The organism is Streptomyces sp. NBC_01012 (assembly GCF_045162755.1).
Classification (GTDB): domain Bacteria; phylum Actinomycetota; class Actinomycetes; order Streptomycetales; family Streptomycetaceae; genus Streptomyces.
Genome location: NZ_CP108688.1, coordinates 7,363,665 through 7,390,176 on the forward strand (window position 1 = coordinate 7,363,665; position 26,512 = coordinate 7,390,176).

Consider the following 26,512-nt stretch of genomic DNA (forward strand, 5'->3'; position numbering starts at 1 on the left):
CTAAGTTCCGCCTCGGCTGCCGCTCAGCCGGTGTGTTCTGTTCCGCTTTTCCCCACGTCCGCCAAGCGGCTGTCCCGCACGATTGGGAGTGACATGTCACAGGCTTCACCCGACGACGCACCACCGGTGCACGACCTCATAGGAATCGGCTTCGGGCCGTCCAACGTGGCCATGGCGATAGCGCTCACCGAGCGCAACTCGCGCGTCGGCAGGCAGCAGGCCGTCACCGCTCACTTCTTCGAGAGCCAGCCGCGCTTCGGCTGGCATCGCGGGATGCTGATCGACGACGCCACGATGCAGGTGTCCTTCCTCAAGGACCTGGTGACGCTGCGCAACCCGTCGAGTGAATTCAGCTTCCTCTGTTATCTGCAGAGCCAGGGGCGCCTGATCGACTTCGTGAACGGCAAGAGCCTCTTCCCGCTGCGGGTCGAGTTCCACGCCTACTTCGAGTGGGCCGCCGCACAGGTCGACGACATGGTGTCCTACGGGCACGAGGTCATCGACGTCCGTCCCGTCGAGGTCGACGGCGTCGTGGAGTACGTGGACGTGACGTCCCGTTCGGGCTCGGACGTGGTGGTCCACCGGGCGCGCAACCTGGTGATCGGCACCGGCCTTCGGCCGCAGATGCCCGAGGGTGTCAAGCGTTCGGAGCGGATCTGGCACACCTCCGACCTGCTGGCCCGGGTGGACGGCCTGGAGAGCGCCCAGCCGAAGCCCACCCGCTTCGTCGTGGTCGGGGCCGGTCAGAGCGCCGCCGAGAACGTGGCGTATCTGCACCGCCGCTTCCCGGACGCCGAGGTCTGCGCGGTCTTCTCCCGTTACGGCTACAGCCCCGCCGACGACAGCGGTTTCGCCAACCGGATCTTCGACCCGGACGCGGTCGACGCGTACTTCACGGCCCCCGACGAGACCAAACGACGGCTGATGGACTATCACGGCAACACCAACTACGCCGTGGTGGACATCGATCTCATCGACGACCTCTACCGCACCGCGTACCAGGAGAAGGTCCTGGGGACCGAGCGGCTGCGGTTCCTCAACGTCTCCAGGGTGACCGACGCGGTCGAGACACCGGACACGGTCCGCACCACGGTGGAGTCACTGGTCACGGGCGAGCGGACGACGCTGGACGCCGATGTGGTCGTCTACGCCACCGGCTATCTGCCCCCCGACGCCCTCGGTCTCCTCGGCGACGTCGCCGAGCACTGCCGACGCGACGACCAGGGACGGGTCCGCGTCGAGCGCGACTACCGGGTGGCCGCCGACCCCGCGCTCCGGTGCGGCATCTATCTTCAGGGCGGTACGGAGCACACCCACGGCATCACGTCGTCCCTGCTGTCGAACACCGCGATCAGGGTCGGGGAGATCCTCGAATCGGTCGTGGAACGCGGGCAGAAGGAGGCGCCGGGCCGGCCGCACGACACGGTCGACGGGGTCGGCGCCCCCCTCTGAGCCCCAGGACCCGCTCAGCGCCCCAGGACCCGCTCAGCGGCGGTACCCGGTCCGTCCGCCGGGTGCCGCCGCTGAGCGCCGGGTGCGGGTCAGGGTCAGCCGGGGATCCGCCGACGGCCGCTCCTGGCCGCGGCCACCAGTTCGGGCAGGGTGGCCAGCTTGACCCGGGGCCGGCCCTCCCGGCGTCCCCTGGCCAGCTCAGCACGCTCGATCCCCGCCAGACCGCGGGCGTCCACGATCCGCCGGTTACGTTGCCGCGCGAGGCGGGCGAACGCCTTCGCGCCGTGCTCCGGCGTGGGCAGCGCCCCGGCTACGGCGTCGTCCAGCAGGGTGCCCACGGTCTCCGCGGCGCAGGTCCGGTTGGCTCCGATACCACCCGACGGGCCGCGCTTGATCCAGCCCACGACATACGTCCCCGGGAGGCCCGCCACCCGGCCGCCCTCGTGGGGAACGGTGCCCGTCGCCTCGTCGAACGGCAGCCCGCCGAGCGGCAGTCCACGCTGACCGACGGCCCGCAGCAGCAGCCCGGCCGGGATCTCCGCGCCCTCGTCGCCGCCGGTGACCCGGACGGCGCGGACACCATCACCGCCGTCACCGAGCGCCTCGACGGGCGCGGAGTGGAAGCGGAACACGATGCGCCGTCCCGCGGGCGGCGGGCGCGACCAGTCCACCTCCTCGCGGGCGACATCCGCCAGCAGGGCAGCCCTGTCGCCCGGCTCAGCGGCGTCGATCGCCGCACCGGTCCTCGGGTCGTGCGCGTCGACCACCAGCTCCACACCGGGCAGGTGCTTGAGCGCGAGCAGCTCCGACCTGGTGTACGACGCGTCCTCGGGCCCCCGCCGCCCCAGCAGCACCACCTCGCGCACCGAGCCGGAGCGCAGGGCGTCCAGCGCGTGGCCGGCGATGTCGCCCGCGGCCAGCGCGTCGGGGTCCGAGACCAGGATCCGTGCCGCGTCGACGGCCACATTTCCGTTGCCGACCACGACGGCCCGCTCGCCGGACAGGTCCACCGCGTCCGGAGCGACCTCGGGGTGGGCGTTGTACCAGGAGACGAACGTCGTCGCGCAGAGGCTGCCCGGCAGGTCCTCGCCCGGAATCCCGAGCCGGCGGCCGGCCGGCGCGCCCACCGCGTAGATCACCGCGTCATGATGCGCGGCGAGCTCCTGCGGGGTGACGTCCCGGCCCACCTCGAGGCCCAGATGCATGCGCACCCGAGGATGGGTGTGGAATCTGGCGAAGGTCTCGCCGGCCTTCTTCGTCGACAGATGGTCGGGCGCCACCCCGTAGCGGATGAGCCCGCCCGCGACGGGCAGCCGGTCGATCAGCGTCACCTCCGCGCCGGTGTGCAGGAGCAGGTCCTCGGCCGCGTACATCCCCGCGGGTCCGGTGCCCACCACCGCGACCCGCAGCGGTGCGAAGTCCGACGGCAGGCTGCGCTCGAAGGCCGGCTCCCCCCACCGGTGGAAGTTCGGCCCCTCGGCGGCCCGCGCCGGCTCCCGGTCCGCGAAGTACGCGGCGTTGAGCGGGCCGTACTCCCGCTGCGGGGCGGGGAGGCTGTCCACCGGGAAGACCGCGTCCACCGGGCAGGCGTCGGCGCAGGCACCACAGTCGATGCAGGACTTCGGGTCGATGTACAGCATCTCCGTCCGCCCGAAGTCGGGTTCGTCCGGCGTCGGGTGGATGCAGTTGACGGGGCACACCGAGATGCAGGTGGCATCGCCGCAGCACGTCTGGGTGATGGCGTAGGTCATGTCGTCCGCTCAGATCAGATGGGCACGCTTGTAGAACACCAGGGCGGGCTTGGTGAGCAGGCGGGCCGAGGCCAGGAACTCCATGAGGCCCGAACAGCTGGAACGCATCATCGACTTGTGGTGCTCGTTCGCCCGTGCCTCGCCGATGGCGCGCTCCGCGTCGAGCCCGGCGTTGGCGTAGACGCCCTTGTTCACCATGCTGGTGACGATCACGTACGACGCGATGGCGATGACGAGTGCGTTGATCCGCCGCCGCACCGGACCCGCACCGCTGAGGTGCCTGCGGGTCTCCGCGCGGGCGAACTTCATGTGCCGGGACTCCTCGACGACATGGATGTTGTTGATGGTGCGGACGAAGGGCACGACCCGCTCGTCCCGCATCCAGTCGCGCTGCATGACGTCGAGGACCTCCTCGGCCACGAGGATCGCCGCGTACGCCGCCTCGCCGAACGCGAGTGTCTTGAAGGCCCGCCCCAGCTCCACCGCGAGCCGGTGCGGGCGGTAGGGCGGGGCACCCAGCTTCTGCGCCCCCCGGGCGAACATGATCGAGTGCCGGCACTCCTCGGCTATCTCGGTCAGTGCCCACTGCACGTCGGCGCTCGTGGGGTCCTTCGCGTAGACGTCGCGCAGGACCATCTGCTGGAGGATCATCTCGAACCAGATGCCCGTGCTGGCCACCGAAGCGGCCTCCTGGCGCGTGAGTTCCTTGCGCTGCTGCTCGCTCAGCTCGCCCCAGTACGCGGTGCCGTACAGGGTGCTCCACTCGGGGCTGGCGCCGTGGAAGTCCTTGTCCAGAGGGGTGTCCCAGTCGACCTCCGTGGCGGGGTCGTACGCCAGTTTGGCGGCCGATTCGAGCAGGCGCCGGGTGAGGTGGTCCTCGGGCGGCCCGTCCTCGGTATTCGGTCGAACGGTGCTGCTTGCCATGGTGCGGCTCCTCGGCTCGTCAGTGATGTCCCTGGTGCGCTCGCCTGACATGTCGGTGACGAGGCGTCATGCACCGTCGTCCCGCTTATTAGACGGAAGGTATAGCAAGGAGGCCGTGGAGCCTACCCCCCGGTAGGAAATGTGTGTGCATCCGCGCGACATCTCCTCGCACGCACCCCTGTGTTCGTCATGTCGAACATCGTTCGCAATTTCAGCGAGAGTCATTGACGCCGTCTTTTCCCGGGCCTACGGTCCCGTCCGAAGTGGCGGGCAGGCGTCGAGATTTCGAACGCGCCGCCCTTCCCGCACGCGTCCCCGCACCTCACTGACGAGCCGAGACGAGCCGCCCATGCGACCACCTCTCCTCAGCCGGCGCCGAGCCCTCGTGGGTGGTGCCGGCGCCCTCGCAGCCGCCGGAGCGCTGGGCTCCCTGTCCGGCTGCGCCGCGCCCGCCACCGCCGCGGGTCCTGGACAGACCCTGCTGCGGTACTGGCATCTGTTCGGCGGCGGCGACGGCGTCAACATGCAGGGAATGCTGGACGACTTCCGGGCCGGACACCCGGAGATCGCGCTGGAGGCCTCGACCCTGCAGTGGGGCGCCCCGTACTACACCAAGCTCGGGATGGCCGGCGCCGGCGGACGGGCGCCCGAGCTCGCAGCCCTGCATCTCGCCCGGCTCGCTGGCTTCGCACCCGGCAGGCTCCTCGACCCGTTCGACCTCGACCTGCTGGCCCAACACGGCATACGGGAGGAGGACTTCCCGCCGGACATCTGGAGCCGTGGCCGGGTGGGAGGCCGGCAGTACGCCGTCCCGCTCGACACCCACCCCTTCGTCCTCTACTACCAGACCGAGGTCTGCGAGAAGGCCGGACTCATGTCGGGCGGCCGGCTCAAACCGATCAGCGGGGCGGAGGACTTCGCCGACGCGCTGCGTGCCGCGAAGAAGGCGACCGGGCAGCCAGGCCTGGTGACCGAGACGCTCGGACCCGACTGCATCACCCCCTGGCGTCTGTTCTCCACCTTCTACGCGCAGACCGGCGGCAAGGTCCTCTCGGCCGACGGCAAGCGCCTCGCGCTCGACGACGCCAAGGCGCTGCGGGTCCTGGAGTACCTGGCCCGGCTGATCGAGGACGGGCTGATGGTGCGCCGCGTCGACTACGCGGGATCCATCGGCGTCTTCAACGGAGGCAAGACCGCCTTCCACCTCAACGGCGAATGGGAGATCTCCACCTTCAGGGCCACCGGGCTCCCGTTCTCCATGGCCCGCATACCCGCGCTCTTCGGGACCGCGGCCACCCAGGCCGACTGCCACGCCTTCGTCCTGCCGCACCGCAGCGACCGCGGGGGCGCCCCGAACGAGGCGGCCCACACCCTCGTCGCCTGGATGCTCAAACACTCGGTGGCCTGGGCCGAGGGCGGCCATGTGCCCGCCTATCTGCCGGTGCTCGACGACCCGGCCTACCTCGCCCTGAAACCGCAGTCCGAATACCGCACCGTGATCGACGACGTGGCGCTCGACGAGCCCGCGTGGTTCGCGGGCTCCGCCTCCCGGCTGTGGATCGAGCTCGGCGCCGTGTTCTCCGGGGTCCTCACCGGCTCCCGGAGCCCGCGCAACGCCGTGACCGAGGCCAGGGCCCGGCTGCGGGAACTCCTCGACACCCGCAACCCCCTCCCGGGAGCCGCGACATGACCTCCACCACCGCGGCGCCGCCGCCCTCCGTGGCGAAGCCCGACCGGGGTGCGGCCGGGCGTCCCTCCCGGACCGTGCGCAGGAAGTGGACCGAACACGGCCTGGTGTTCATCGCCCCCTTCCTCCTCGTGTACGCGGGATTCCTGGTCTGGCCGCTGATATCCGGCCTTGGCACGAGCCTCACCAGCGAGAACATCACCGGCACCGGAGGCGAGTTCACCGGCCTCGACAACTACGCCGAGGCGGTACGCGACCCCGCCGTCTGGTCCTCGCTGTGGAACACCGTCTGGTTCACGGTCCTGTCCACCGTCCCGCTCGTCGTGGTCGGCCTCGTACTGGCGCTGCTCGCCCACCAGCTGCGGGTGGTGCAGTGGCTGTGGCGGCTCAGCTGGTTCGCGCCCTTCCTGCTGCCGTCCGGGGTCGTCTGCCTGCTGTTCATGAACATGATCCTGCCGTCCGGCTTCGGCCTCGCCGATCAGCTGCTCGCCACCGTCGGGCTGACGCCGGAGATCGGCTGGCTGACCGACGAGCGGTACGCCATGCTCAGCATCGTGGCGACCACCGTCTGGTGGACGGTCGGCTTCAACTTCCTGCTCTACCTCGCGGCTCTCCAGGCCATCCCCGCGCATCTGTACGAGGCCGCCGAACTCGACGGCGCCGGCGCGGGCAAGCGGCTCCTGCACATCACCCTGCCGATGCTCCGCCGCACCACAGGACTGGTCGTGGTCCTCCAGGTGCTGGCCTCGCTGAAGATCTTCGACCAGGTGTACATCATGACCGGCGGCGGCCCCGACGACTCCACCCGGCCGATTCTCCAGTACGTCTACCAGCAGGGCTTCACGGGCTACCGCATCGGCTACGCCTCGGCCGTCTCGTACATCTTCTTCGCCCTGATCCTGACCGTCTCCCTGGTGCAGCCGCTGCTGTCCCGGCGCCGAGCTGAGGAGGCCGCGAAGTGAGCGGTTCCGCCACCGTCACCACCAGCCCCGCCGCACCGCCCGAGCGGGCCGCGGACACCGGGGGCCGTCGGCCGCGCTGGACGCGCGGCAGGATCGTCCTGCTCGTCGTCGCCCTGCTCCTCACCGCGGCCTGGCTCCTGCCGCTCGCCTGGGCGGTCGCCACCTCCCTGAAGCCGGAGGGCGACACCACGAGGACACCGCTCTCCTGGATCGGCTCACGCGTCACCTTCGAGGCGTACAGCAAGGTCTGGGAGTCGGGCGACCTGATGGTCTGGCTCATGAACTCGGCGTACATCTCCGTGATGACCACCCTGCTGACCGTCGTGACGTGCGCGATGGCCGCGTACGGATTCACCCGCACCGACTTCCGTGGCCGGCGGCTGCTCTACGGTCTGGTGCTCGCCGGGATCATGGTGCCCCCGCAGGTGCTCATCGCGCCCCTGTTCCGCGAGATGGTCCAGCTCGGCCTGGTCGACACCTACTGGGGCGTGATCCTGCCCCAGGTCGCCGTGCCCGCCATGGTGTTCATCCTGGTGAAGTTCTTCGAAGGCGTACCACGGGAACTGGAGGAGGCGGCCTTCGTCGACGGCGCCGGCCGCTGGAGGGTGTTCTGGACGATCGTCATACCGCTGTCCAGGCCCGTGCTGGCGGCCGTGGCGATCTTCACCTTCATCTCGACGTGGAACAACTTCCTGTGGCCGTTCCTCGTGACCACCGACCCGGGCGGTATGACCCTGCCCGTCGGCCTCGTCAGCGTCCAGTCGACCTTCGGGGTGCGGTACGCCCAGATCATGGCCTCGCTCGTGATCGCCGGCACACCGCTCCTGATCGTCTTCGCGTTCTTCCAGCGACAGATCGTGCGCGGCATCGCGCACACCGGTCTCGCCGGCCAGTAGCGGCCACGGCACACCTGACGGCCCGTACGGACGGCGCGACCGCCCGTACGGGCCGTCAGGCGATCTCCGCGCCCCGCGCGAGCAGCAGCGCCACATCCGCCGCCGCCACCGCGACCGTCCCCGCGAGCGCCGCCTTGCGCCAGGTCCTGAGCCGCCGTGGACCGGCGCAGGCCGTGGCGGCTGCCACGGCGCAGAGAGCGACCCCGGAGAGGACCGCGACTCCCCGTCCACCCGGGGACCCCGTGGGCCCCAGCACCAGCACCGCGGTGGCCGCCACCAACGGGAAGGGCAGCAGCAGCCTGGTGCGGGCGGGCCCCAGCCGCTGGGGCAGCCCGCGCACCCCCGCCCGCAGATCCTCCTCGATGTCCGCCACCACGTCGCCCAGATGGGCGGCGACGCCCAGCAGCGCACCCGCGGCCACCGCCCACCACGCGGGCCAGGGACCACCCGGCAGGCTCAGGGCGACCAGGCAGGGGAGGCACCCGAAGCCGATCACGTACGGCAGCCAGGACACCACGGTCTCCTTCAGCCTCAGGTTGTACGCCCACGCCGCCGCGACCCCCGTCAGATGCGCCGCACCCGCGGCGGCACCGCACGCGAGCGACAGCACCGCGCACAGGGCGAGCGCGGTGAACGCCGCGCCCCACACCGTGCGCAGGCCCACCGCCCCCCGGGTCAGGGGCTTTCCCCTACGCCCGGCCCTGGTGTCACGGCGGGCGTCGAAGGCGTCGTTGCACCAGCCGACGGAGAGCTGACCGGTGAACACGGCCGCGCCGATCAGCGCCCAACGGCCGGCCCCCGTACCCGAGCTGACAGCCAGTGAGGTCACGAGCACGGTCACCGCCACGACCGGACCCGGATGGCAGGACAGCGCGAGCCCCGCCGCCGCGCGGCACTGTCGCGCGGTGGGGGCGTACGCCGGCCGGTCCGTGGTGTCCACGAGGTGATCGTAGGGACATCCGGGGTGCGGGAACACAGAAGCCGCGTGTCGTATCTGCGGTGATTCACCACGCTCTGTGGGCAGGATGGGGAGCATGACCTTTCCGAAGCGGTGGCCAGGGTGACCCGGATCGCGGCCGTACACGGAGTCCTGCCACCCCACCGTCACACCCAGGGCGACGTCACCGACATGGTGGCGCGCACCTGCCTGCCGGCCGGGGCCGACCGTCGTGTGCTGGACCGGATCCACGCGAACGCGGGCGTGCGCACCCGGAACACGGTGCTGCCCCTGGAGCGCTACGGCGAACTGGACGGCTTCGGCGCGGCGAACGACGTGTTCATCGACTCGGCCGTCGGCCTCGGCGCCGAAGCCGTCCGCGGCGCCCTGCGCAAGGCCGGGCTGCGCCCCGAGGACGTGGACCTGCTGATGTTCACCTCGGTCACCGGCATCGCCGCCCCCTCCGTCGACGCGCGGCTGGTCGGGCGTCTCGGCCTGCGCCCCGACGTGAAACGGCTCCCGGTCTTCGGGCTCGGCTGCGTCGCCGGAGCCGCCGGGCTGGCGCGGCTCCACGACTACCTGCTCGGCAGGCCGGGACAGGTGGCCGTGCTGCTCTCCGTGGAGCTCTGCTCCCTGACCTTCCAGCGCGACGACGACAGCGCCGCCAACCTGGTCGCCACCGCCCTGTTCGGCGACGGCGCGGCGGCCGCCGTACTCGTCGGCGGCGACCACCCCGCACCGCCGGACGGGCCCGAGGTGGTGGACACCCGCAGCCGGCTCTACCCGGACACCGGACATGTCATGGGCTGGGACATCGGAAGCTCCGGCTTCGCCGTGGTCCTCGACCCGGCCGTCCCCGACGTCGTACGCCGGTACCTCGCCGAGGACGTCGCAGGCTTCCTGGCAGAACACGGGCTGAAACCCAAGGACATCGCCCGCTGGGTGAGCCACCCCGGAGGCCCCAAGGTCCTGGAAGCCGTCAGCGATGTCCTGTCCCTGCCCGAAGGAGCCCTGGACGTCACCTGGCGCTCGCTCGCCGAGGTCGGCAACCTGTCCTCGTCCTCGGTCCTGCACGTCCTGCGGGACACGCTGGAGCAGCCGAAGCCCGAGCCGGGAACCCCCGGTCTGCTGCTGGCCATGGGACCGGGCTTCTGCTGCGAACTCGTGCTGCTGCGCTGGTAGTCCGGAGGAACACATGATCTGGTACACGGCCCTCGTGCTCGCCGTCGCCGCCGAGCGACTGGCCGAACTCGTCCTGGCGCTGCGCAACGCCCGCTGGAGCCTCGCCCGGGGCGGCACCGAGGCCGGCCGCGGGCACTACCCGGTGATGGTGGCCCTGCACACCGGGCTGCTCGTCGCGTGTCTCGCCGAGGTGTGGCTGGCCGGCCGCCCCTTCGTGCCACGGTCCGGCTGGGCCATGGTGGCGGTGGTGGCCGCCGCACAAGGACTGCGCTGGTGGTGCGTCCACACCCTGGGGCACCGCTGGAACACCCGGGTCATCATCGTACCCGGACTGCCCCCGGTGACCGGCGGGCCCTACCGCTGGCTGCGCCACCCGAACTACGTCGCGGTCGCCGCCGAAGGCGCCGCCCTGCCGCTGGTCCACGGCGCCTGGGTGACCGCCGTGCTGTTCACCGTGTTCAACGCGGCGCTCATGACCGTACGCATCCCGTGCGAGGACAGCGCCCTGGCCCGCATCGCGGGAGCGGACGCACGCACGTGATCGACATCCTGGTGGCGGGCGGCGGACCGGCCGGCCTGGCGGCGGCGATCCGGGCCGCCTCGGCCGGCCTGGAGGCCGTCGTGGTCGAGCCACGCCCCACACCCGTGGACAAGGCCTGCGGCGAGGGCATCATGCCCAGCGGAGTGGCCGCCCTGCGCGCCCTGGGCGTCACCCCCGCGGGCCGCGAGCTCCGGGGGATCCGGTACATCGAAGGCTCCCGGCACGCGGAGGCCGCCTTCCGGGGCGCCCCCGGGCTCGGCGTACGGCGCACCGAACTGCACACCGCCCTGCACCGGCGTGCCCAGGAGCTCGGGGTGCGCGTCGTGACGGGCCGGGTCACACAGGTGCGCCAGGGGCCGGACAGCGTCACGGCGGCGGGTCTCACGGCGCGCTGGCTGATCGCGGCCGACGGCCTGCACTCACCGCTGCGCCGCGCGCTCGGCCTGGAGCACCCCGGCTCGGCACCCCGCAGATACGGGCTGCGCCGGCACTACGCCACCGCCCCCTGGACGGACCTGGTGGAGGTCCACTGGTCGCGCCACGGCGAGGCGTACGTGACCCCGGTGGGGGAGTGCCTGGTGGGTGTCGCCGTGCTCAGCCGCCACCGTCGCCCCCACGAGCGGCACCTCGCCGCGTTCCCCGAGCTGGCCGACAGGCTCACCGGCCAGGAGGCCGGTCCCGTACGCGGTGCGGGCCCGCTGCGCCGGCGCGCGAGCGCACCGAGGACCGGCCGGGTCCTGCTGGCCGGTGACGCGGCGGGTTACGTCGACGCGCTCACCGGCGAGGGCATCGCCCTGGCGGCGGCGACCGCTTCGGCGGCGGTCGACTGCCTCGCCGCGGGACGGCCCGAGGCCTACCCCGCGCAGTGGGCCCGGCTGACACGACGCCACCGGCTGCTCACCGCAGCCCTGCTCGGTGCCGCCGGCCGCCCCTGGTCCGCCGGGCTGATCGTGCCCGCGGCGCAGCGGCTGCCCGCACTGTTCGGCGCCGCGGTGCACGCCCTCCAGTAGCGGCCTGACGCGACCGGCTTGCCCTCTGCCATCCTGTCCGGATGCCGCCCTCACCGCCTGCGCCGCAGCCCGTCACCCCGGACCCGCCGCACCCGGGGATGAAACCGCTGATGACACAGTCCTGGCTCGACCTGGCGTTCCTGCACTGGGCGGCCGACCCCGGGGACGTGGCACCGCTGCTGCCCGCCGGGACCGAGCCGGACACCCTGGACGGGGTCACCTACGTCGGGCTCGTCGCCTTCCGGATGCACCGTGTCGGATGGCTCCGCCTCCCCGGCATCCCGTACCTGGGCACCTTCCCCGAGACCAATGTCCGGCTGTACTCACGGGACGCGCACGGCAGACGCGGGGTGGTCTTCCGCTCCCTCGACGCCTCCAGGCTGATCCCCGTGGCCGTCGCCCGGGCCGCCTTCCAGCTGCCGTACACGTGGTCCCGCATGGAGATCCGGCATGAGGCGGACACCGTCACCTACACCAGCAGACGGCGCGTCCCCGGCCCCCGCGGCGCCCACAGCCGGATCGTGCTCCGCCCCGGCGCGCGGATCGGGGCGCCCAGCGAGCTCGAACACTTCCTGACCGCGCGGTGGGGCCTGCACAGCACCTTGCACGGCCGCCCGATGTTCCTGCCGAACGCCCACCCCCGCTGGCCCCTGCACCGCGCGGAGCTCGTCGAGTGGGAGGAGAGCCTGGTGACGGCTGCGGGGCTGCCGGCCCCTGTCGGGGAGCCGCTGAGCGTGCTGTACTCACCGGGCGTCCCCGTGCGCTTCGGCCGCCCCGCCCGCGCGGCGGGGGAGCGGGAATCCGTGTAGAAAGGGGGACATGGCCGGACGCTACGGCCGCCCGCGTGCGTTTCTCCGCATGAGAACCCTCGCTGGTCAGGTCTTTCTCCTGCAAGTGGCGATCGTGGTGTTGCTCGTCGCTGCTGCGGTGGCCGCGCTCGTGCTCCAGTCCCGTGCCGACAGCGAACGCGAAGCCCGCAACCGCTCGGTCGCCGTGGCCGAGGCCTTCGCGAACGCCCCCGGCACGGAAGCCGCGCTGCAGAGCCCCGACCCCACCGCCCTGCTCCAGCCCAGGGCCGAGGCGGCGCGCAAGCGCTCCGGGGTCGACTTCATCGTCGTCATGAACCTGAAGGCCATCCGCTACACCCACCCGCTGCCCGACAGGATCGGCAAGAAGTTCGTCGGGACCGTGGGCCCTGCCCTGGCCGGCGGTACCGTCACCGAGAAGATCGAGGGCACCATCGGCCCGCTCGTCCAGGCGGTGGTGCCCGTCAAGGCCGCGAACGGCCAGGTCGTGGGCCTGGTGTCGGCAGGCATCACCATCAAGAACGTCAGCGGGGTCACCGAGGGCCAGTTCCCGCTGCTGTTCGGCTCGGCCGCCGGCATCCTGCTGCTCACCATGGGAGGCACCGCCCTCGTCACCCGGCGTCTGAAACGCCAGACCCACGGTCTCGGCCCGACCGAGATGACCCGGATGTACGAACACCACGACGCGGTGCTGCACGCCGTCCGGGAGGGCGTGGTCATCGTCGGCGGCGACGGACGGCTGCTGCTGGCCAACGACGAGGCACGACGGCTCCTGGGCCTTCCCCAGGACATCGAGGGCAGACCGGTCGACGAGCTCGGGCTCGACACCGACACCACCGGGCTGCTGGCCTCGGGGCGCAGCGCGACCGACGAGGTGCACTCCGTGGGCGACCGCCTGCTGGCCGTCAGCCAGCGCGCCACGGACCGGCACGGCGGACCGCCCGGCAGCGTGACGACCCTGCGGGACACCACGGAGCTGCAGACGCTCATGGGCAGGGCCGCCATCGCGCGCGGCAGGCTGAAGCTCCTCTACGACGCGGGCACCGAGATCGGCACCGCCCTGGACGTCGTACGCACGTGCGAGGAACTGTCCGCATTCGCCACGGCGCGGTTCGCCGACTACGCCACGGTGGACCTGGTCGAGGCCGTGCTCCGCGGTGAGGAGCCGACGGCCGTCCGCGCCACCACCGACGGCCTGCGCCGCTCGGCCTTCAGCGGTCCCCACGACGACACGGGCCTCTACCCGCTGGGCTCGGTGATCCGCTTCCTGCCGAACACCGACATCGGTGCGGGCCTGCTCAGGGGGGAGTCCGTCCTCGACAGCGACCTGGCCAGGCGCGGCGGATGGCTGCAGCAGAACCCGGAACGCGCCGAACGCATCGTGGAGAGCGGATTCCACTCGCTGATGGCCGTCCCGCTGCGGGCCAGGGGCGTGATTCTCGGCGCTGCCCTGTTCTGGCGAGCAGGGACCCCCGAGCCATTCGAGGACGAGGACCTCTCCGTCGCGGAGGAACTCGTCGCCCGGGCCGCGGTGAGCATCGACAACGCGCGCCGGTACTCCCGCGAGCACAACGTGGCCGTCACCCTGCAACGCAGCCTGCTGCCGCAGGGGCTCCCCGAGCAGAGCGCCATGGAGGCCGCCTACCGCTACCTCCCCGCACAGGCGGGGTTCGGCGGGCTCGGCGGTGTCGGCGGCGACTGGTTCGACATCATCCCGCTGCCCGGCGCCCGGGTCGCCCTCGTGGTCGGTGACGTGGTCGGGCACGGGCTCCACGCCGCCGCCACCATGGGCCGGCTCCGCACGGCCGTCCACAACTTCTCCACCCTGGACCTGCCCCCCGACGAGCTGCTGTGGCACCTGGACGAGCTCGTCGCCCGCATCGACCAGGACGAGTCCGCCGAGTCCGCCGAGGGCTCGGAGGGCTCGGAGGGCGGCGGTGTCACCGGCGCCACCTGCCTCTACGCGATCTACGACCCGGCGTCCGGGCGCTGCACCATGGCGCGGGCCGGCCACCTCCAGCCGGTGATCGTCAGCCCCGACGGCGACGCCGTGTTCGCGGACGTGCCGGGCGGCCCGCCCCTGGGACTCGGCGGCATGCCCTTCGAGACGCTCGTCGTGGAGCTCGAGCAGGAGAGCAGGCTGGTGCTCTACACGGACGGGCTCGTCGAGGACCGGCACCGCGACATCGACGTAGGACTCGAACTGCTGCGCGAAACCCTGACCGGCCACCCCGACCGGACACCGGAGGAGACCTGCGAGGCCGTCCTGCACCGTATGGTGCCCGCCAGGGCCAGGGACGACATCGCGCTGCTCATCGGGCGCACCCGGCGTCTCGCCCCCGAGAACGTCGCCGAATGGGATGTGCCGTCCGACCCCTCGGCGGTCGCCCGGGTCCGCTCCGAGGTGTCCCGCAAGCTCAACGAGTGGACCCTGATCGAGGAGGCGTTCACGACCGAGCTGATCCTCAGCGAACTGGTCACCAATTCCATCCGCTACGCCAGCGGCCCCATCCGCGTACGGCTGATCCGTGACAGGACGCTGATCTGCGAGGTGTCCGACCGCAGCAGCACCTCACCCCATCTGCGCCAGGCGGCCAGCATGGACGAGGGAGGCAGAGGACTGTTCCTCGTCGCCCAGATGGCCGAACGCTGGGGCACCCGCTACACCGACGACGGCGGCAAGGTCATCTGGACGGAACAACCGCTGCCCGGCCATGACCTCGTCTGAGCGCCCCGTCCGCCCCGTGACGGGCGGGCACCGGACATGAGCTCCGAACCCACGCCGCTGCTCGTCCTCGACCTGACCGGGACGTTCGCCTTCGGGCTGAACGGCGCCCTGACCGCGGTACGCGCCGCGCGGCTGGACGTGGTCGGCGTCGTCGTGCTCGGCATGACCACCGCGCTGGGCGGCGGTTTCATCCGCGACATCCTCATCGACTCGCTCCCTCCCGCGACCCTGCGCGACTGGCGCTACTACACGCTGGCCGCCGCCGGCGGGCTGATCGCCTTCGCTCTCAGCCGGCACCTGCGCCGGATCGGGACGGCGATCGTCGTACTCGACGCGGTCGGGCTGAGTACCTTCGCCGTGACCGGTGCGAGCAAGGCACTGGACTCCGGTCTCGGCGTCGCCCCCTCGGTCCTGCTGGGGGTGGTCACCGCGGTGGGAGGCGGCACGATCCGCGACGTACTCGTCGGCCGGATCCCCTCGGTGCTCCGCAGCGGCCTGTACGCCATTCCCGCCCTCGTGGCTGCCGCGATGACCGTGGCGGCGGTCGAGTGGGGCTTCTACGGTCTGCCCGCGGCGCTGGGAGCGGCGACGGCCTGTTTCCTGATCCGCGTGTTCGGCCTGCGGTACGACCTCAACGCACCGGAACCACCTGAAACCCGAGGTGGGAGCGGGGAGCCGCACCCACGCAAGGAGCCATCATGACCGAACCCGCCCGGACCGTCCTGGCCGGCCTTACCGACGTACGCCCCGATCTGGAGGAGTTCTACAAGGACCTCCACCGAAACCCCGAACTCGGCCTGCGGGAGCACCGCACCGCGAAGAAGGCCGCGGACGCCCTGCGCGCCTGCGGCTACGACGTCACCGAAGGCATCGGCGGCACCGGCGTGATCGGCGTCCTGACGAACGGCGACGGTCCGGTCGTCATGGCCCGGGCCGACATGGACGCCCTCCCCGTGAAGGAGGACACCGGCCTCCCGTACGCCTCCGGCGCGACGGCGACCGACGGGAACGGCAGCGAACAGCCGGTCATGCACGCCTGCGGCCACGATGTGCACGTGACCTGTCTGATCGGCTGTGCACAGCTGATGGCACAGAAACGCGATGTCTGGCGGGGCACCTTCGTCGCGCTCCTCCAACCGTCGGAGGAGAACGGCGACGGCGCCAGGGCCATGATCGACGACGGCCTCACCGGGAAGGCGCCGCGGCCCGACGTGGTGCTCGCCCAGCATGTCCTGCCCTACCCGGCCGGATACGTCGGCACCCGCCCCGGGGCGTTCCTGTCGGCCGCGGACAGCCTTCGTGTCACCGTCCACGGACGAGGGGCGCACGGCTCCATGCCCCAGGCCGCGATCGATCCCGTGGTGATGTCCGCCATGATCGTCGTACGGCTGCAGGGCATCGTCGCCCGGGAACTGGCCGCCACCACCCCCGCCGTGGTGACGGTGGGCAGCATCCACGCGGGCAGCGGCCCCAACGTCATCCCCGACCGTGCCGTCATCGAGCTCAACGTCCGCACCTACGACGACGTCACCCGCGGACAGGTCCTGGCGGCGATCGAGCGGATCGTCAGAGCCGAGTGCGAGGCGTCCGGTGCGCCCCGTGAGCCCGAATTCGAGCGGACGACCTCCTTCCCGCCGACCGTCAACGACGAGGAGCCGACCCGGCGCGTGGCGGACGCCTTCAACGCCTACTTCGGCGACGACGCCCACACCGTCGAACTGCAGACCGCCAGTGAGGACCTGAGCGAGATCCCCCAGGCGTTCGGGGTGCCGTTCACGTACTGGGCGATCGGCGGGATCGACCCCGAGCGCTACGCCGAAGCCGCCAGGAAGGGGACCGTCGCCCAGGACATCCCCGTCAACCACAGCGCTTCCTTCGCTCCTGTCGTCCAGCCGACGCTGGACACCGGGGTCAGCGCAGTGACGGTGGCCGCACTCGCCTGGCTCGGCAGCTGAGCCGCCGACGCGTGTGCGAAGGCCGGGCGGTTCCGGCCAGGCCCGCGGGGCCGTCCTACGGGACGCGGGCCACCGCGACGTACATCCCGCTCGGTTCCTGCTCGGGGGCGGCCGAGCCGCGGAACCACCGTGGTGCCGTCACGACACCCGGATCCACGAGTTCGAGGCCGTCGAAGAAGCGGCCGAACTCGTCACGGGTGCGCAGCGCCAGCCGGATGCCGCCCTTCCCGTACTCCTCGGTCCCCTGCTCGCCCCGCTCCGGATTCACGTCCGACGCGCCCTGGGACAGTGCCACGAAGCTGCCGGGCGCCAGTGTGCCGGCCAGGGCGCGCACGATGGCGTCCGGGTCCTCTTCGTCGGGCAGGAAGTGCAGCAGCCCCAACAGCGACAGGGCGACGGGCCGGTCGAAGTCCAGGACCCGGCGTGCGGCATCGACGATCGTGCCCGGCTCGCGCACATCGGCGTGGACGTAGTCGGTGACCCCCTCCGGGCTGCTGACCAGCAGGGCCTCGGCGTGCCGCAGGACGATCGGATCGTTGTCGCAGTAGACGATGCGCGACGCCGGGCGTATCTCCTGCGCGATCTGGTGGAGGTTCGGAGCCGTCGGGATGCCCGTACCGATGTCCAGGAACTGCTCCACGCCCTCGCCCGCCAGCCACGCCGTCGCCCGGTGCATGAACGCGCGCTGCTGCAACGCCCCGGTCCGCGCCTCGGCCGGCAGGTGCTCGGCCACCGCCTGGTCCACCGGGTAGTTGTCCTTGCCGCCCAGGAGCGCGTCGTAGACCCGGGCCGGGTGGGGCCTGCTGGTGTCGATCGGCGGCTGGGGTATCCCGGTACTCATCCCGAACTCCGTTGCAGATGGGGCGAACTGAAGCGTTCCCGCCGGCGCAGTCTGCCACAGCCCTTCCGCCGTGCCGGGCGGACACCGGCGCCTCGTCGCGCCCGCACCGGGCGGTGCCTTGACCGCGATACGGTCGTGAAACGGGCGATGAGGTGTCCATAACGGACCGTGCCTTCCGTGTTACGACAGCCGAAAGGCGCTCCGACCAGTGCGGGAAGCCCCGGTGAAACGGGCATGAACGGGCACAGGCAGTGGCGCGAAGAAGCTGGCCGAACACCCGCCACTGCTTGTACAACCTATGCCAGGGCCCGAACGGACACCGGGCCTGACGCATTCGCACCTAGCGCAGGGATGGGATCGTGGGCACCGAGGAACGCCGACGAGGAATTCTCGAGACGGCCCGACGGGATGGCTCGGTCGACGTGAACCGGCTGGCCGAACAGTTCGAGGTGGCCAAGGAGACCATCCGGCGCGATCTGCACACCCTGGAGGAACACGGACTCGTACGGCGCACGCACGGTGGTGCGTACCCGGTCGAGAGCGCGGGGTTCGAGACCACCCTCGCGATGCGCACCACGCACCACGTACCGCAGAAGTCACGGATCGCGGCGGCTGCCGCCGATCTGCTCGGCGACGCCGAGACGGTGTTCGTCGACGAGGGTTTCACTCCCCAGCTCATCGCCGAAGCCCTGCCCCGTGACCGGCCGTTGACGGTGGTCACCGCGTCCCTGGCGGTGGCCACGGTCCTCGCGGACGCGGAGAAGGTCGCCGTGCTCCTGCTCGGCGGACGTCTGCGCGGCAGCACGATGGCGACCGTCGACCACTGGGCCACCCGGATGCTCGCCGACTTCGTCATCGATCTGGCGTACATCGGTGCGAACGGCATCTCCCGCCAGTACGGGCTGACCACCCCGGACCCGGCGGTCGGCGAGGTCAAGGCGCAGGCCATGCGCAGCTCCCGCCGCCGCGTCTTCGCCGGTGTCCACTCGAAGTTCGGAGCGGTGAGTTTCTGCCGCTTCGCCGGCGTCGGCGACTTCGAAGCCGTCGTCACCGACACCGGGCTGCCCTCCGCGGAAGCCCAGCGTTACTCCCTGCTCGGCCCGAACGTCATCCGCGTCTGACACGACGGCGAACCGCCCCCGCCGCCCCCGCACCCCCCTTACCCCACCCCTTCGTCCCCCGTCCCCCGTCCCCGATTTCTCCCCCGTCCCGTCACCCGCCGCCTTCGACGAGGAGGCCCGGCGGGCCGCCCCGCCATGCCCGGAACCGTCAGGAGAGGCCGGGGGAGCGCGGGCACCCGATATCCACGAGCCGCTACGACCGATCAGGAGAATTTATGCCCCACCAGCAACGACGCCGTGGGATCCGCGTGCGTGCGGTCGCGGGCACGGCAGTGATGACCTTCCTCGCCGCCGGATGCGCCGGAGCTGGCGGCACCGCGTTCGGAGGGGGTGACGCACTGAACGTACTCATGGTGAACAACCCGCAGATGCTGGAGCTGCAGAAGCTCACCGCCGAGCACTTCACCAAGGAGACGGGCATCAAGGTCCGCTTCACCGTGCTCCCCGAGAACGATGTCCGCGACAAGATCAGCCAGGACTTCTCCAACCAGGCAGGGCAGTACGACGTCGGCACCATCAGCAACTTCGAGGTGCCCTTCTTCGCGAAGAACGACTGGCTGCACGCGCTGGACTCCTACGCCGCCGAGGACACCGACTTCGACCAGGACGACATCCTCGAACCCCTGACGGAGTCGCTCACCGCCGACGGCAAGCTCTACGCCGAACCCTTCTACGGCGAGTCGTCCTTCCTCATGTACCGCAAGGACGTCTTCGAGGCCAAGGGCCTGACGATGCCCGAGCACCCCACCTGGCAGCAGGTGGCAGGACTCGCGGCGAAGGCGGACGGAGCCGAGTCCGGGATGAAGGGCATCTGCCTGCGCGGTCTGCCCGGCTGGGGCGAACTCGTCGCGCCGCTCACCACCGTCGTCAACACCATGGGCGGCACCTGGTTCACCGAGGACTGGAAACCCCAGCTCACCTCGCCCGAGTTCAAGAAGGCGACCCGCTTCTACGTCGACCTCGTGCGCAAGCACGGCGAGCGCGGCGCCTCCCAGTCCGGGTACGCCGAGTGCCTCAACAACATGACGCAGGGCAAGACGGCCATGTGGTACGACGCCACCGCGGGCGCCGGCTCGCTGGAGGCGGCCGGCTCCCCGGTGAAGGGGAAGATCGGCTACGTTCCCGCGCCGGTGGAGAAGACCAAGAGCTCGGGCTGGCTCTACACCTGGGCCTGGGGCATCCAGAAGGCCTCCAAGAAGTCCGACGACGCGTGGAAGTTCGTCTCCTGGGCCTCCAGCAAGGAGTACGAGTCACTCGTCGGCGAGACCAGCAGCTGGTCCGACGCGCCCGCCGGCAAGCGGGCCTCCACCTACGAGAACCCCGAATACCGCAAGGCGGCAGGCGCCTTCGCCGACGTCACCGAACAGGCCATCTCCGGGGCCGACCCGAAGAACCCGGGCACCCAGGCACGCCCCGTGCCGGGCATCCAGTTCGTCGGTATCCCCGAGTTCACCGATCTCGGCACCAGGGTCGCGCAGGAGATCAGCGCGGCCATCGCCGGCCGCCAGTCCGTCGACAAGGCACTGGCCACCTCCCAGAAGCTGGCTGAACAGGTCGCCAAGGAGTACCGATGACCACCACACTCGGCACCACACCCCAGTCACCACCGCGGCCGACCGCCCCCGACCGCGACAGCAAGAGCCGCCGGCGGGCCTGGGCGACCAGAGCGCCGCTCCTGCCCGCCCTGATCTTCCTGGTCGTCGTCACCCAGCTGCCGTTCGTGGCGACCCTGGTGATCTCCCTCTTCGACTGGAACTCCCTCAGCCCGGACAAACGCGCCTTCAACGGCCTCGGCAACTACGCGTCCGTCTTCACCGACGCAGGGCTCCGCGACTCGGTCATCACCACGATCCTGTTGACCGTGGGTGTCGTGCTGGCCACCGTCGTCATCGGACTGGCACTCGCGCTGCTCCTGGACCGTACGTTCTTCGGCCGGGGCGTGGTCCGTACGCTGCTCATCACGCCGTTCCTGATCGTGCCGGTCTCCGCGGCCCTTCTGTGGAAGCACGCGCTCTACAACCCGGAGTACGGGCTCTTCAACGGCGCGCTCAGCTGGATAGGCGACCTCTTCGGCGATACGAACCCCAGCCAGCCGGACTGGATCGCGGACATGCCACTGCTCGCCGTCATCGCCGCACTGGTCTGGCAGTGGACCCCGTTCATGATGCTCATCCTGCTCGCCGGGCTCCAGAGCAGGCCGGCGGAGATCATCGAGGCGGCGCGCCTGGACGGTGCGAGCGCCTGGCAGACCTTCCGCTTCCTGACCCTGCCGCATCTGCGCAGGTACCTCGAACTCGGCATCCTGCTCGGCGCCGTCTACATCGTGCAGAACTTCGACGCGGTGTTCACGATCACCGCCGGCGGCCTCGACACCGCCAACCTCCCGTACACGATCTACCAGACCTTCTACCAGGCCCACGAATACGGACTGGCGTCCGCCGCGGGAGTCGTGGTGGTGATCGGCACGATCATCATCGCCACCTTCGCGCTGCGGACCGTCTCGTCCCTCTTCAGTGAGGAGGCGAACCGCGCATGACCACCACCACCGCACCCGCCCCGTCCGCGCGACGCCTCCTGCGACGGGCCCGACGCCGCTCCACCGCACTGGGCCTGCTGGCCTGGGCGGCGGGACTCGCGTTCTGCCTGCCCGCGCTGTGGATGCTGCTGACCTCGCTGCACGCGGAGTCCGACGCCGCGACCAACCCGCCCTCCCTCTTCGCGCCGCTCACCCTCGACGGCTACCGCGCCTTCTTCGGCGCCGACACCGGCGTCACCCCGTGGCCGCCCCTGCTCAACTCGCTGGGCGCGTCCTTCTTCTCCACGGTCCTGGTGCTCCTGCTGGCGCTCCCGGCGGCCTACGCCCTCTCCATCAGGCGCGTGCGCAAGTGGACGGACGTGATGTTCTTCTTCCTGTCCACGAAGATGCTGCCCGTCGTCGCCGGGCTCCTCCCGGTCTACCTGTTCGCCAAGAACGCCGGGATGCTCGACAACATCTGGCTCCTGGTCATCCTCTACACCTCGATGAACCTGCCGATCGCGGTCTGGATGATGCAGTCCTTCCTCGCGGACGTGCCGGTCTCGGTCATCGAGGCCGCCCAGGTCGACGGCGCGCGACTGCCGACCGTCCTGTCCAGGGTGGTCGCCCCGATGGCCGCGCCCGGCATCGCGGCCACCGCGCTGATCTGCTTCATCTTCAGCTGGAACGAACTGCTCTTCGCACGGGTGCTCACCGGCGTCGTCGCCCAGACCGCACCCGTCTTCCTCACCGGATTCGTCACCAGCCAGGGCCTCTTCCTGGCCCAGCTGTGTGCCGCGTCCGTCGTCGTGTCCCTGCCGGTGCTCGCCGCCGGCTACGCCGCCCAGGACAAACTCGTCCAGGGCCTGTCTCTCGGAGCAGTGAAATAATGCGGGCAGCGATCGTCGAAGCACCCGGGAAGATCTCCGTCACCACCGTCCCGGACCCCACGCCCGGACCCCGCGAGGTCGTCGTCTCCGTCGCCTCGTGCGGACTGTGCGGCACCGATCTGCACATCCTCCAGGGCGAGTTCGCGCCCTCCCTGCCGCTCGTACCCGGGCATGAGTTCGCCGGTGAGATCGTGGGCATCGGGCGCGACGTCACGGAGCTGGCCGTCGGCGACCGCGTCGCCGTCGACCCCTCCCTGCACTGCCACGAGTGCCGCTACTGCCGCATCGGACGCGGCAACCTCTGCGAACGCTGGGCCGCCATCGGCGTCACCGTCTCCGGCGGGGCCGCCGAGTACGCCGTGGCCCCCGTCGCCAACTGTGTCCGGCTGCCCGAGCACATCGACGTGAAGGACGCGGCCCTGATCGAGCCGCTGTCCTGCGCGGTCCGTGGATACGACGTGATGAGCAGCACCCTCGGCGCCGAGGTGCTGATCTACGGCTCGGGGACCATGGGCCTGATGATGCTGGAGCTCGCCAAGCGCACCGGGGCGGCGTCCGTGGACGTCCTGGACATCAACCCCGACCGCCTCGCCACCGCGAGCCTTCTCGGCTGCTCCCGGTCGGCGGCCGGCGCCGAGGAGCTGGAGCGTCCGGCGGGCTGGGACATCGTCATCGACGCCACCGGCAACGCGGGCGCCATCCAGGACGGCCTGGGACGCGTCGCGAAGGGCGGGACCTTCCTCCAGTTCGGGGTGGCCGACTACGCGACGACGGCGGTCATCGAGCCGTACCGCATCTACAACCAGGAGATCACCATCACCGGTTCGATGGCGGTCCTGCACAGCTACGAGCGCGCGGCGGCCCTCTTCGCCGCCGGGGTGCTCGACCCGGCGGTCTTCATCAGCGACCGGCTGCCGCTCGACCAGTACTCCCAGGCCATCGACCGCTTCAAGGCGGGCATCGGCCGCAAGATCGTGGTCGAACCGTGACGGGCGGGCCGGGCGCCGTCCTCGTGCTCGGTGAGGCCCTCGTCGACCTCGTGCCGGTGGCCGGGGACGGCGGCGTACGGGCCGCCCAGTTCGGCGGGGCCCCGGCCAACGTCGCCGTGGGCCTCGCCACGCTCGGCACCCCGGTGTCCTTCGCCGGCGGGCTCGGCGGCGACGGCTTCGCCCGCACCATCGAGGAGCGGCTGCGGGCCGCCGGGGTCACCACCACGCTGTGCGCGCGCTCCGGCCTGCCCACCGCGCTGGCGGTCGCCGAGCCGGGGGAGGGAGGCACGGACTACCACTTCCACCTCCAGGACACCGCGACGTTCGAGCTGCCCGACCTGTCCGCGCGGGCCGGCGCATTCGGCGCGGTGTACGTGGGCGGGCTCGCGGCCGTCGTGGAGCCCGCGGCATCCGCGGTGCGGGCGACCGCCGCCGCGGCGGCCGAGCACTCCCTCCTCTTCGTCGACCCCAACGTCCGCCGGGACCGCACCCTGGGCGCGGACGACGGCGCGGCGGCGCTGCGCGAGCTGTGCCGGCTCGCGCAGGTCGTGAAGGCCAGCGACGAGGACCTGGAGCGCCTGTGGCCGGGAGCGGGCCCGGAGGAGACCTGCCGGAGCCTGGCGGCCGGAGGACGGCTGGTGATCCTCACCCGGGGCGCCAGGGGCAGCACGGCGTACACCGCCACCGCGCCGCCCGTGTCCGTCGCCGCCACACCCGTCGATGTCGTCAACACGATCGGCGCGGGCGACGCGTTCGCGGCCGGCCTGCTGAGCCGGATGGGCGCGCACGGCGCCTTCACGGCCGAGCCGGAGCCCGCCGAGGTGCGGGACATGCTGGCCTACGCCGCGGAGACAGCGGCTTCGGTGTGCGCGAAGGCGGGCACGGAGCCCTCGGCCCCGGCCGGTGTCCGAGAAGGGCGGCGAGCGCCGGCACTCTGAATCCCGCCGGTCACAGCCAGCCGAGATGTCCGTCATACGGAACGCGCCCCGTGCCGAATGCGCCCGGGGCGCGCCCGTGAGGCATCCTCTGCTGGTCGGGCAGAACGGGCCCGTGGCGGTGAGTGGCCTTTCCGCCGCGGTCTGTGACGGAGAAGGATTCGGAACCAGATGGCAGACAACTCGGACCTCCTGGCCTTCGTGCGGGCACGCCTCGCCGAGGAGGAGAGCACCGCGAGGGAAGCGGGCGGCGACGGCTGGCGGACGCCTGCCGAGGCGCCCGGCGAGGTGCACGACCGCACGAGCGGGATCGCGTTCGTCGTGCGCTCGCGCGGCTACGACCGCCACATCGCCTTCCAGGACCCGGCGCGCACCCTGCGCCGCATCGAGACCACCAGGGTCCTGCTGGACGAGTACGAGGAGATCTCGGTCCTGGACAGCGACCGCCCGGCTCAGGACTTCACCTCGGGCCGGGCCGTCGGCCTGGGATTCGTCGTCCGGCAGATGGCCGCCGAACACGCCGGGCACCCCGACTACCGGGTGAAGTGGCTGCCCAGGTTCTCCCACTGGGGCCCGCCCGAGCCCCCGGAGTGAGTACCCGGATCGCCGGCGTCTGAGTACGCGGACCGATCCCGGCCCGTCGCGCCGCTGGTCGAATGGGGACCATGGTCACCGAAGCGCCGACGCGCCCCCGCATCCAGAACCTCACCAGCGCCGGCGCGGCGCTGGCCGTGACCCTGCTCCCACTGGCCGCGGGCGTCCTGCTGGCCAGGACGATGGCGCTGGATCCCATGGCGCCGGTGAGCGCGCTGGTCACCGGCGGAGGTCAGCGCGTCCGGATCGCGCCCTCGCGCTGGATCCTGAAGGCTCGAACGCGCGAGCTTCTTTCCCGTCGGTAGGAGAACCCCTGTCCGGGTAAGCGCTGTCGCCGCTGTTACACGGGTCCGGGGCGCCCACGGCAGGCGCGGCAAGGGGATCGGGGCCCGCCGGGCGCTGTCCCGTGTGACAGAGATGTCCGTGTTTCGTCACGTGGACCAGGGCGCCTTCCGGCCGACCCGGAAGCCGGACAAAGTGTGCGTTCCCGGCATGACGCCGGGATCGGAAAGACGCCCGGCTCCCTTCCGGGCCCGCATGATGAGGGGTTTCCATGTCCCGTTCCGCACGACGGATCACCGCCACCGTTCTCGCCTCGGGTGCCCTGCTCGCCGCAGCAGCCCTGCCGGCCACGGCCGATGGCCGGGACCACGGTCACAACCGGCCGGCGCCGCGCCCGGCGGTCGTCCTGGGCAAGATCCAGCACGCGAGCCCCGGCCGTGCCAACGGCTCCAACCGGAGCCTGAACGCCGAGTGGGTCACCGTCACCAACACCGGCCGCCACGCCGTCAACCTCCGGGGCTGGACGCTCACCGACGAGAGCCGCCGCTCGTACACCTTCGACCTGCGGCTGGCCGGCCGCTCCTCCGTCCGTGTCCACACCGGCTCCGGCCGTGACACCCGGCACGACGTCTACCAGAACCGTCGCGCCCACGTGTGGGACAGCAGGGACACCGCCACCCTCCGCGACAACCGCGGACGCAAGGTCGACTCCGAGTCCTGGGGCCGGCACCGCGCCGGCGGTCACCGCGGCAACCGCTGAGGACACCGGCAGGGGGAAGCGGCGTTCTCCCTGACCGGAACGGCGTACCACGGCTCACGCCGTGGTACGCCGTACGCGTGCGACGCGCGGCCCGTGCGGGGCGGGGGCCGTGCATCGGGAGGTGCCGGTTGATGTCAGGATGGACTCATGACCATCAAGGCGTTTTTCGACATCACCATCGACGACAAGCCCGCTGGGCGGATTGTGTTCAACCTCTTCGACGACGTGACCCCCAAGACCGCGGAGAACTTCCGCGCGCTCGCCACCGGCGAGAAGGGCTTCGGCTACGCGGGCTCGCCGTTCCACCGCGTCATCCCGGAATTCATGCTCCAGGGCGGTGACTTCACCCGGGGCAACGGCACCGGCGGCAAGAGCATCTACGGCGAGAAGTTCGCGGACGAGAACTTCACGCTGAAGCACGACAAGCCGGGTCTGCTCTCGATGGCCAACGCGGGCCCGAACACCAACGGTTCGCAGTTCTTCATCACGACCGTCGTCACCCCGTGGCTGGACGGCAAGCACGTCGTCTTCGGTGAGGTCGCCGACGAGCCGAGCATGGAGCTCGTCCGCAAGATCGAGTCGCTCGGTTCCTCGACCGGCACGACCAAGGCGAAGATCGCCGTCTCCGAGTCCGGCGTTCTCTGAGCCGTGCGACGGGGCTCCCGGCCGGTTCGTCCTGGCCGGGGGCCCCGCGCCGCATCGGCCCCGTTCCGGGGGCGGACCCGGCGGCGGACAGCCGGAAGGCGTCCCGGGC

At 71.4% G+C, this 26,512-nt stretch carries 25 protein-coding genes; 21 read left to right on the forward strand and 4 right to left on the reverse strand.

Translation table 11 applies throughout. The features are described from left to right. Nucleotides 1-93 precede the first annotated feature (93 nt). Nucleotides 94-1,452, forward strand: coding sequence for a lysine N(6)-hydroxylase/L-ornithine N(5)-oxygenase family protein (locus tag OG623_RS32850; protein ID WP_406151241.1), 1,359 nt, complete (start codon nt 94-96; stop codon nt 1,450-1,452). A 95-nt stretch (nt 1,453-1,547) separates the two neighbouring features. On the opposite strand, the gene OG623_RS32855 is transcribed toward OG623_RS32850, so the two are convergent. Continuing rightward, on the reverse strand, nt 1,548-3,203 hold the full coding sequence (locus OG623_RS32855; RefSeq protein ID WP_406151242.1) for an FAD-dependent oxidoreductase: 1,656 nt from the start codon (nt 3,201-3,203) through the stop codon (nt 1,548-1,550). A gap of 9 nt (nt 3,204-3,212) precedes the next feature. Then, on the reverse strand, nt 3,213-4,127 hold the full coding sequence (locus tag OG623_RS32860) for a diiron oxygenase (RefSeq protein ID WP_406151243.1): 915 nt from the start codon (nt 4,125-4,127) through the stop codon (nt 3,213-3,215). A 349-nt stretch (nt 4,128-4,476) separates the two neighbouring features. On the opposite strand from OG623_RS32860, the gene OG623_RS32865 reads away from it, so the two are divergent. The 3 genes from OG623_RS32865 to OG623_RS32875 are packed head-to-tail and all read left to right on the forward strand — an operon-like array spanning nt 4,477 to nt 7,672. Then, nucleotides 4,477-5,817 (forward strand): extracellular solute-binding protein, encoded by a 1,341-nt coding sequence (locus OG623_RS32865; RefSeq protein ID WP_406151244.1) that lies wholly within the window; start codon nt 4,477-4,479, stop codon nt 5,815-5,817. Then, nucleotides 5,814-6,776: a carbohydrate ABC transporter permease gene (locus OG623_RS32870; protein ID WP_406151245.1), complete on the forward strand. Its 963-nt coding sequence runs from the start codon at nt 5,814-5,816 to the stop codon at nt 6,774-6,776. The genes OG623_RS32865 and OG623_RS32870 overlap by 4 nt, the downstream gene beginning before the upstream one ends. Then, nucleotides 6,773-7,672, forward strand: coding sequence for a carbohydrate ABC transporter permease (locus tag OG623_RS32875; RefSeq protein WP_406151246.1), 900 nt, complete (start codon nt 6,773-6,775; stop codon nt 7,670-7,672). The genes OG623_RS32870 and OG623_RS32875 overlap by 4 nt, the downstream gene beginning before the upstream one ends. 55 nt (nt 7,673-7,727) lie before the next feature. Here the strand turns inward: OG623_RS32875 and OG623_RS32880 are convergent, their stop codons facing one another. Beyond that, nucleotides 7,728-8,612, reverse strand: coding sequence for a UbiA family prenyltransferase (locus OG623_RS32880; protein WP_406151247.1), 885 nt, complete (start codon nt 8,610-8,612; stop codon nt 7,728-7,730). Nucleotides 8,613-8,732: 120 nt separating this feature from the next. On the opposite strand from OG623_RS32880, the gene OG623_RS32885 reads away from it, so the two are divergent. The 7 genes from OG623_RS32885 to OG623_RS32915 are packed head-to-tail and all read left to right on the forward strand — an operon-like array spanning nt 8,733 to nt 16,831. Further along, nucleotides 8,733-9,791, forward strand: a complete 1,059-nt coding sequence (locus tag OG623_RS32885; RefSeq protein ID WP_406151248.1) for a type III polyketide synthase — start codon at nt 8,733-8,735, stop codon at nt 9,789-9,791. Nucleotides 9,792-9,804: 13 nt separating this feature from the next. Further along, nucleotides 9,805-10,332: an isoprenylcysteine carboxyl methyltransferase family protein gene (locus tag OG623_RS32890; RefSeq protein ID WP_406151249.1), complete on the forward strand. Its 528-nt coding sequence runs from the start codon at nt 9,805-9,807 to the stop codon at nt 10,330-10,332. Continuing rightward, on the forward strand, nt 10,329-11,342 hold the full coding sequence (locus OG623_RS32895; RefSeq protein WP_406151250.1) for an NAD(P)/FAD-dependent oxidoreductase: 1,014 nt from the start codon (nt 10,329-10,331) through the stop codon (nt 11,340-11,342). The genes OG623_RS32890 and OG623_RS32895 overlap by 4 nt, the downstream gene beginning before the upstream one ends. 41 nt (nt 11,343-11,383) lie before the next feature. Beyond that, nucleotides 11,384-12,151 (forward strand): YqjF family protein, encoded by a 768-nt coding sequence (locus tag OG623_RS32900; protein WP_406151251.1) that lies wholly within the window; start codon nt 11,384-11,386, stop codon nt 12,149-12,151. 10 nt (nt 12,152-12,161) lie between these two features. Continuing rightward, on the forward strand, nt 12,162-14,876 hold the full coding sequence (locus OG623_RS32905) for a SpoIIE family protein phosphatase (protein ID WP_406151252.1): 2,715 nt from the start codon (nt 12,162-12,164) through the stop codon (nt 14,874-14,876). A 36-nt stretch (nt 14,877-14,912) separates the two neighbouring features. Then, a complete protein-coding gene (locus OG623_RS32910) occupies nt 14,913-15,578 on the forward strand; it encodes a trimeric intracellular cation channel family protein (RefSeq protein WP_406151253.1) in 666 nt (221 codons plus the stop codon). Further along, on the forward strand, nt 15,575-16,831 hold the full coding sequence (locus OG623_RS32915) for a M20 family metallopeptidase (protein ID WP_406151254.1): 1,257 nt from the start codon (nt 15,575-15,577) through the stop codon (nt 16,829-16,831). The genes OG623_RS32910 and OG623_RS32915 overlap by 4 nt, the downstream gene beginning before the upstream one ends. 55 nt (nt 16,832-16,886) lie before the next feature. Here OG623_RS32915 and OG623_RS32920 read toward each other — a convergent pair whose 3' ends face one another. Further along, nucleotides 16,887-17,672 (reverse strand): SAM-dependent methyltransferase, encoded by a 786-nt coding sequence (locus OG623_RS32920; RefSeq protein WP_406151255.1) that lies wholly within the window; start codon nt 17,670-17,672, stop codon nt 16,887-16,889. Between the two features lie 359 nt (nt 17,673-18,031). Here OG623_RS32920 and OG623_RS32925 point away from each other — a divergent pair, with 359 nt between their 5' ends. From OG623_RS32925 to OG623_RS32970, 10 genes are all read left to right on the forward strand, one after another. Beyond that, nucleotides 18,032-18,793, forward strand: a complete 762-nt coding sequence (locus OG623_RS32925; RefSeq protein ID WP_362893257.1) for a DeoR/GlpR family DNA-binding transcription regulator — start codon at nt 18,032-18,034, stop codon at nt 18,791-18,793. A 215-nt stretch (nt 18,794-19,008) separates the two neighbouring features. After that, entirely contained in the window at nt 19,009-20,367 is a 1,359-nt protein-coding gene (locus OG623_RS32930; RefSeq protein WP_406151256.1) for an ABC transporter substrate-binding protein, read from the forward strand. Further along, the gene (locus OG623_RS32935) at nt 20,364-21,329 is read left to right on the forward strand and encodes a carbohydrate ABC transporter permease (RefSeq protein WP_406151257.1); all 966 of its coding nucleotides are present in this window, start codon (nt 20,364-20,366) and stop codon (nt 21,327-21,329) included. Before OG623_RS32930 ends, OG623_RS32935 begins: the two co-directional genes overlap by 4 nt. Then, the gene (locus OG623_RS32940; RefSeq protein WP_362893261.1) at nt 21,326-22,198 is read left to right on the forward strand and encodes a carbohydrate ABC transporter permease; all 873 of its coding nucleotides are present in this window, start codon (nt 21,326-21,328) and stop codon (nt 22,196-22,198) included. The genes OG623_RS32935 and OG623_RS32940 overlap by 4 nt, the downstream gene beginning before the upstream one ends. After that, nucleotides 22,198-23,187: a zinc-dependent alcohol dehydrogenase family protein gene (locus OG623_RS32945; protein ID WP_406151258.1), complete on the forward strand. Its 990-nt coding sequence runs from the start codon at nt 22,198-22,200 to the stop codon at nt 23,185-23,187. The genes OG623_RS32940 and OG623_RS32945 overlap by 1 nt, the downstream gene beginning before the upstream one ends. Further along, entirely contained in the window at nt 23,184-24,125 is a 942-nt protein-coding gene (locus OG623_RS32950; RefSeq protein ID WP_406151259.1) for a PfkB family carbohydrate kinase, read from the forward strand. The genes OG623_RS32945 and OG623_RS32950 overlap by 4 nt, the downstream gene beginning before the upstream one ends. Nucleotides 24,126-24,293: 168 nt before the next feature. After that, nucleotides 24,294-24,716 carry a DUF6221 family protein gene (locus OG623_RS32955; RefSeq protein ID WP_406151260.1) on the forward strand — a complete coding sequence of 141 codons (423 nt, stop codon included), beginning with the start codon at nt 24,294-24,296 and terminating at the stop codon, nt 24,714-24,716. Nucleotides 24,717-24,787: 71 nt separating this feature from the next. Continuing rightward, entirely contained in the window at nt 24,788-25,021 is a 234-nt protein-coding gene (locus OG623_RS32960; RefSeq protein WP_406151261.1) for a hypothetical protein, read from the forward strand. A 248-nt stretch (nt 25,022-25,269) separates the two neighbouring features. Then, complete coding sequence (locus OG623_RS32965) at nt 25,270-25,758, forward strand: lamin tail domain-containing protein (RefSeq protein WP_406151262.1); 489 nt, start codon at nt 25,270-25,272, stop codon at nt 25,756-25,758. Nucleotides 25,759-25,905: 147 nt separating this feature from the next. Then, entirely contained in the window at nt 25,906-26,403 is a 498-nt protein-coding gene (locus tag OG623_RS32970; protein WP_406151263.1) for a peptidylprolyl isomerase, read from the forward strand. Nucleotides 26,404-26,512 lie beyond the last annotated feature (109 nt).

Bases quoted from the DNA above. Each gene is read 5' to 3' on its own strand.
- OG623_RS32965 (WP_406151262.1), top strand. From the start codon at position 25,270: ATGTCCCGTTCCGCACGACGGATCACCGCCACCGTTCTCGCCTCGGGT.
- OG623_RS32870 (WP_406151245.1), top strand. From the start codon at position 5,814: ATGACCTCCACCACCGCGGCGCCGCCGCCCTCCGTGGCGAAGCCCGAC.
- OG623_RS32855 (WP_406151242.1), bottom strand. From the start codon at position 3,203: ATGACCTACGCCATCACCCAGACGTGCTGCGGCGATGCCACCTGCATC.
- OG623_RS32960 (WP_406151261.1), top strand. From the start codon at position 24,788: ATGGTCACCGAAGCGCCGACGCGCCCCCGCATCCAGAACCTCACCAGC.
- OG623_RS32910 (WP_406151253.1), top strand. From the start codon at position 14,913: ATGAGCTCCGAACCCACGCCGCTGCTCGTCCTCGACCTGACCGGGACG.
- OG623_RS32905 (WP_406151252.1), top strand. From the start codon at position 12,162: ATGGCCGGACGCTACGGCCGCCCGCGTGCGTTTCTCCGCATGAGAACC.
- OG623_RS32940 (WP_362893261.1), top strand. From the start codon at position 21,326: ATGACCACCACCACCGCACCCGCCCCGTCCGCGCGACGCCTCCTGCGA.
- OG623_RS32945 (WP_406151258.1), top strand. From the start codon at position 22,198: ATGCGGGCAGCGATCGTCGAAGCACCCGGGAAGATCTCCGTCACCACC.
- OG623_RS32860 (WP_406151243.1), bottom strand. From the start codon at position 4,127: ATGGCAAGCAGCACCGTTCGACCGAATACCGAGGACGGGCCGCCCGAG.
- OG623_RS32970 (WP_406151263.1), top strand. From the start codon at position 25,906: ATGACCATCAAGGCGTTTTTCGACATCACCATCGACGACAAGCCCGCT.
- OG623_RS32935 (WP_406151257.1), top strand. From the start codon at position 20,364: ATGACCACCACACTCGGCACCACACCCCAGTCACCACCGCGGCCGACC.
- OG623_RS32900 (WP_406151251.1), top strand. From the start codon at position 11,384: ATGCCGCCCTCACCGCCTGCGCCGCAGCCCGTCACCCCGGACCCGCCG.
- OG623_RS32850 (WP_406151241.1), top strand. From the start codon at position 94: ATGTCACAGGCTTCACCCGACGACGCACCACCGGTGCACGACCTCATA.
- OG623_RS32890 (WP_406151249.1), top strand. From the start codon at position 9,805: ATGATCTGGTACACGGCCCTCGTGCTCGCCGTCGCCGCCGAGCGACTG.
- OG623_RS32920 (WP_406151255.1), bottom strand. From the start codon at position 17,672: ATGAGTACCGGGATACCCCAGCCGCCGATCGACACCAGCAGGCCCCAC.
- OG623_RS32915 (WP_406151254.1), top strand. From the start codon at position 15,575: ATGACCGAACCCGCCCGGACCGTCCTGGCCGGCCTTACCGACGTACGC.
- OG623_RS32865 (WP_406151244.1), top strand. From the start codon at position 4,477: ATGCGACCACCTCTCCTCAGCCGGCGCCGAGCCCTCGTGGGTGGTGCC.
- OG623_RS32955 (WP_406151260.1), top strand. From the start codon at position 24,294: ATGGCAGACAACTCGGACCTCCTGGCCTTCGTGCGGGCACGCCTCGCC.
- OG623_RS32930 (WP_406151256.1), top strand. From the start codon at position 19,009: ATGCCCCACCAGCAACGACGCCGTGGGATCCGCGTGCGTGCGGTCGCG.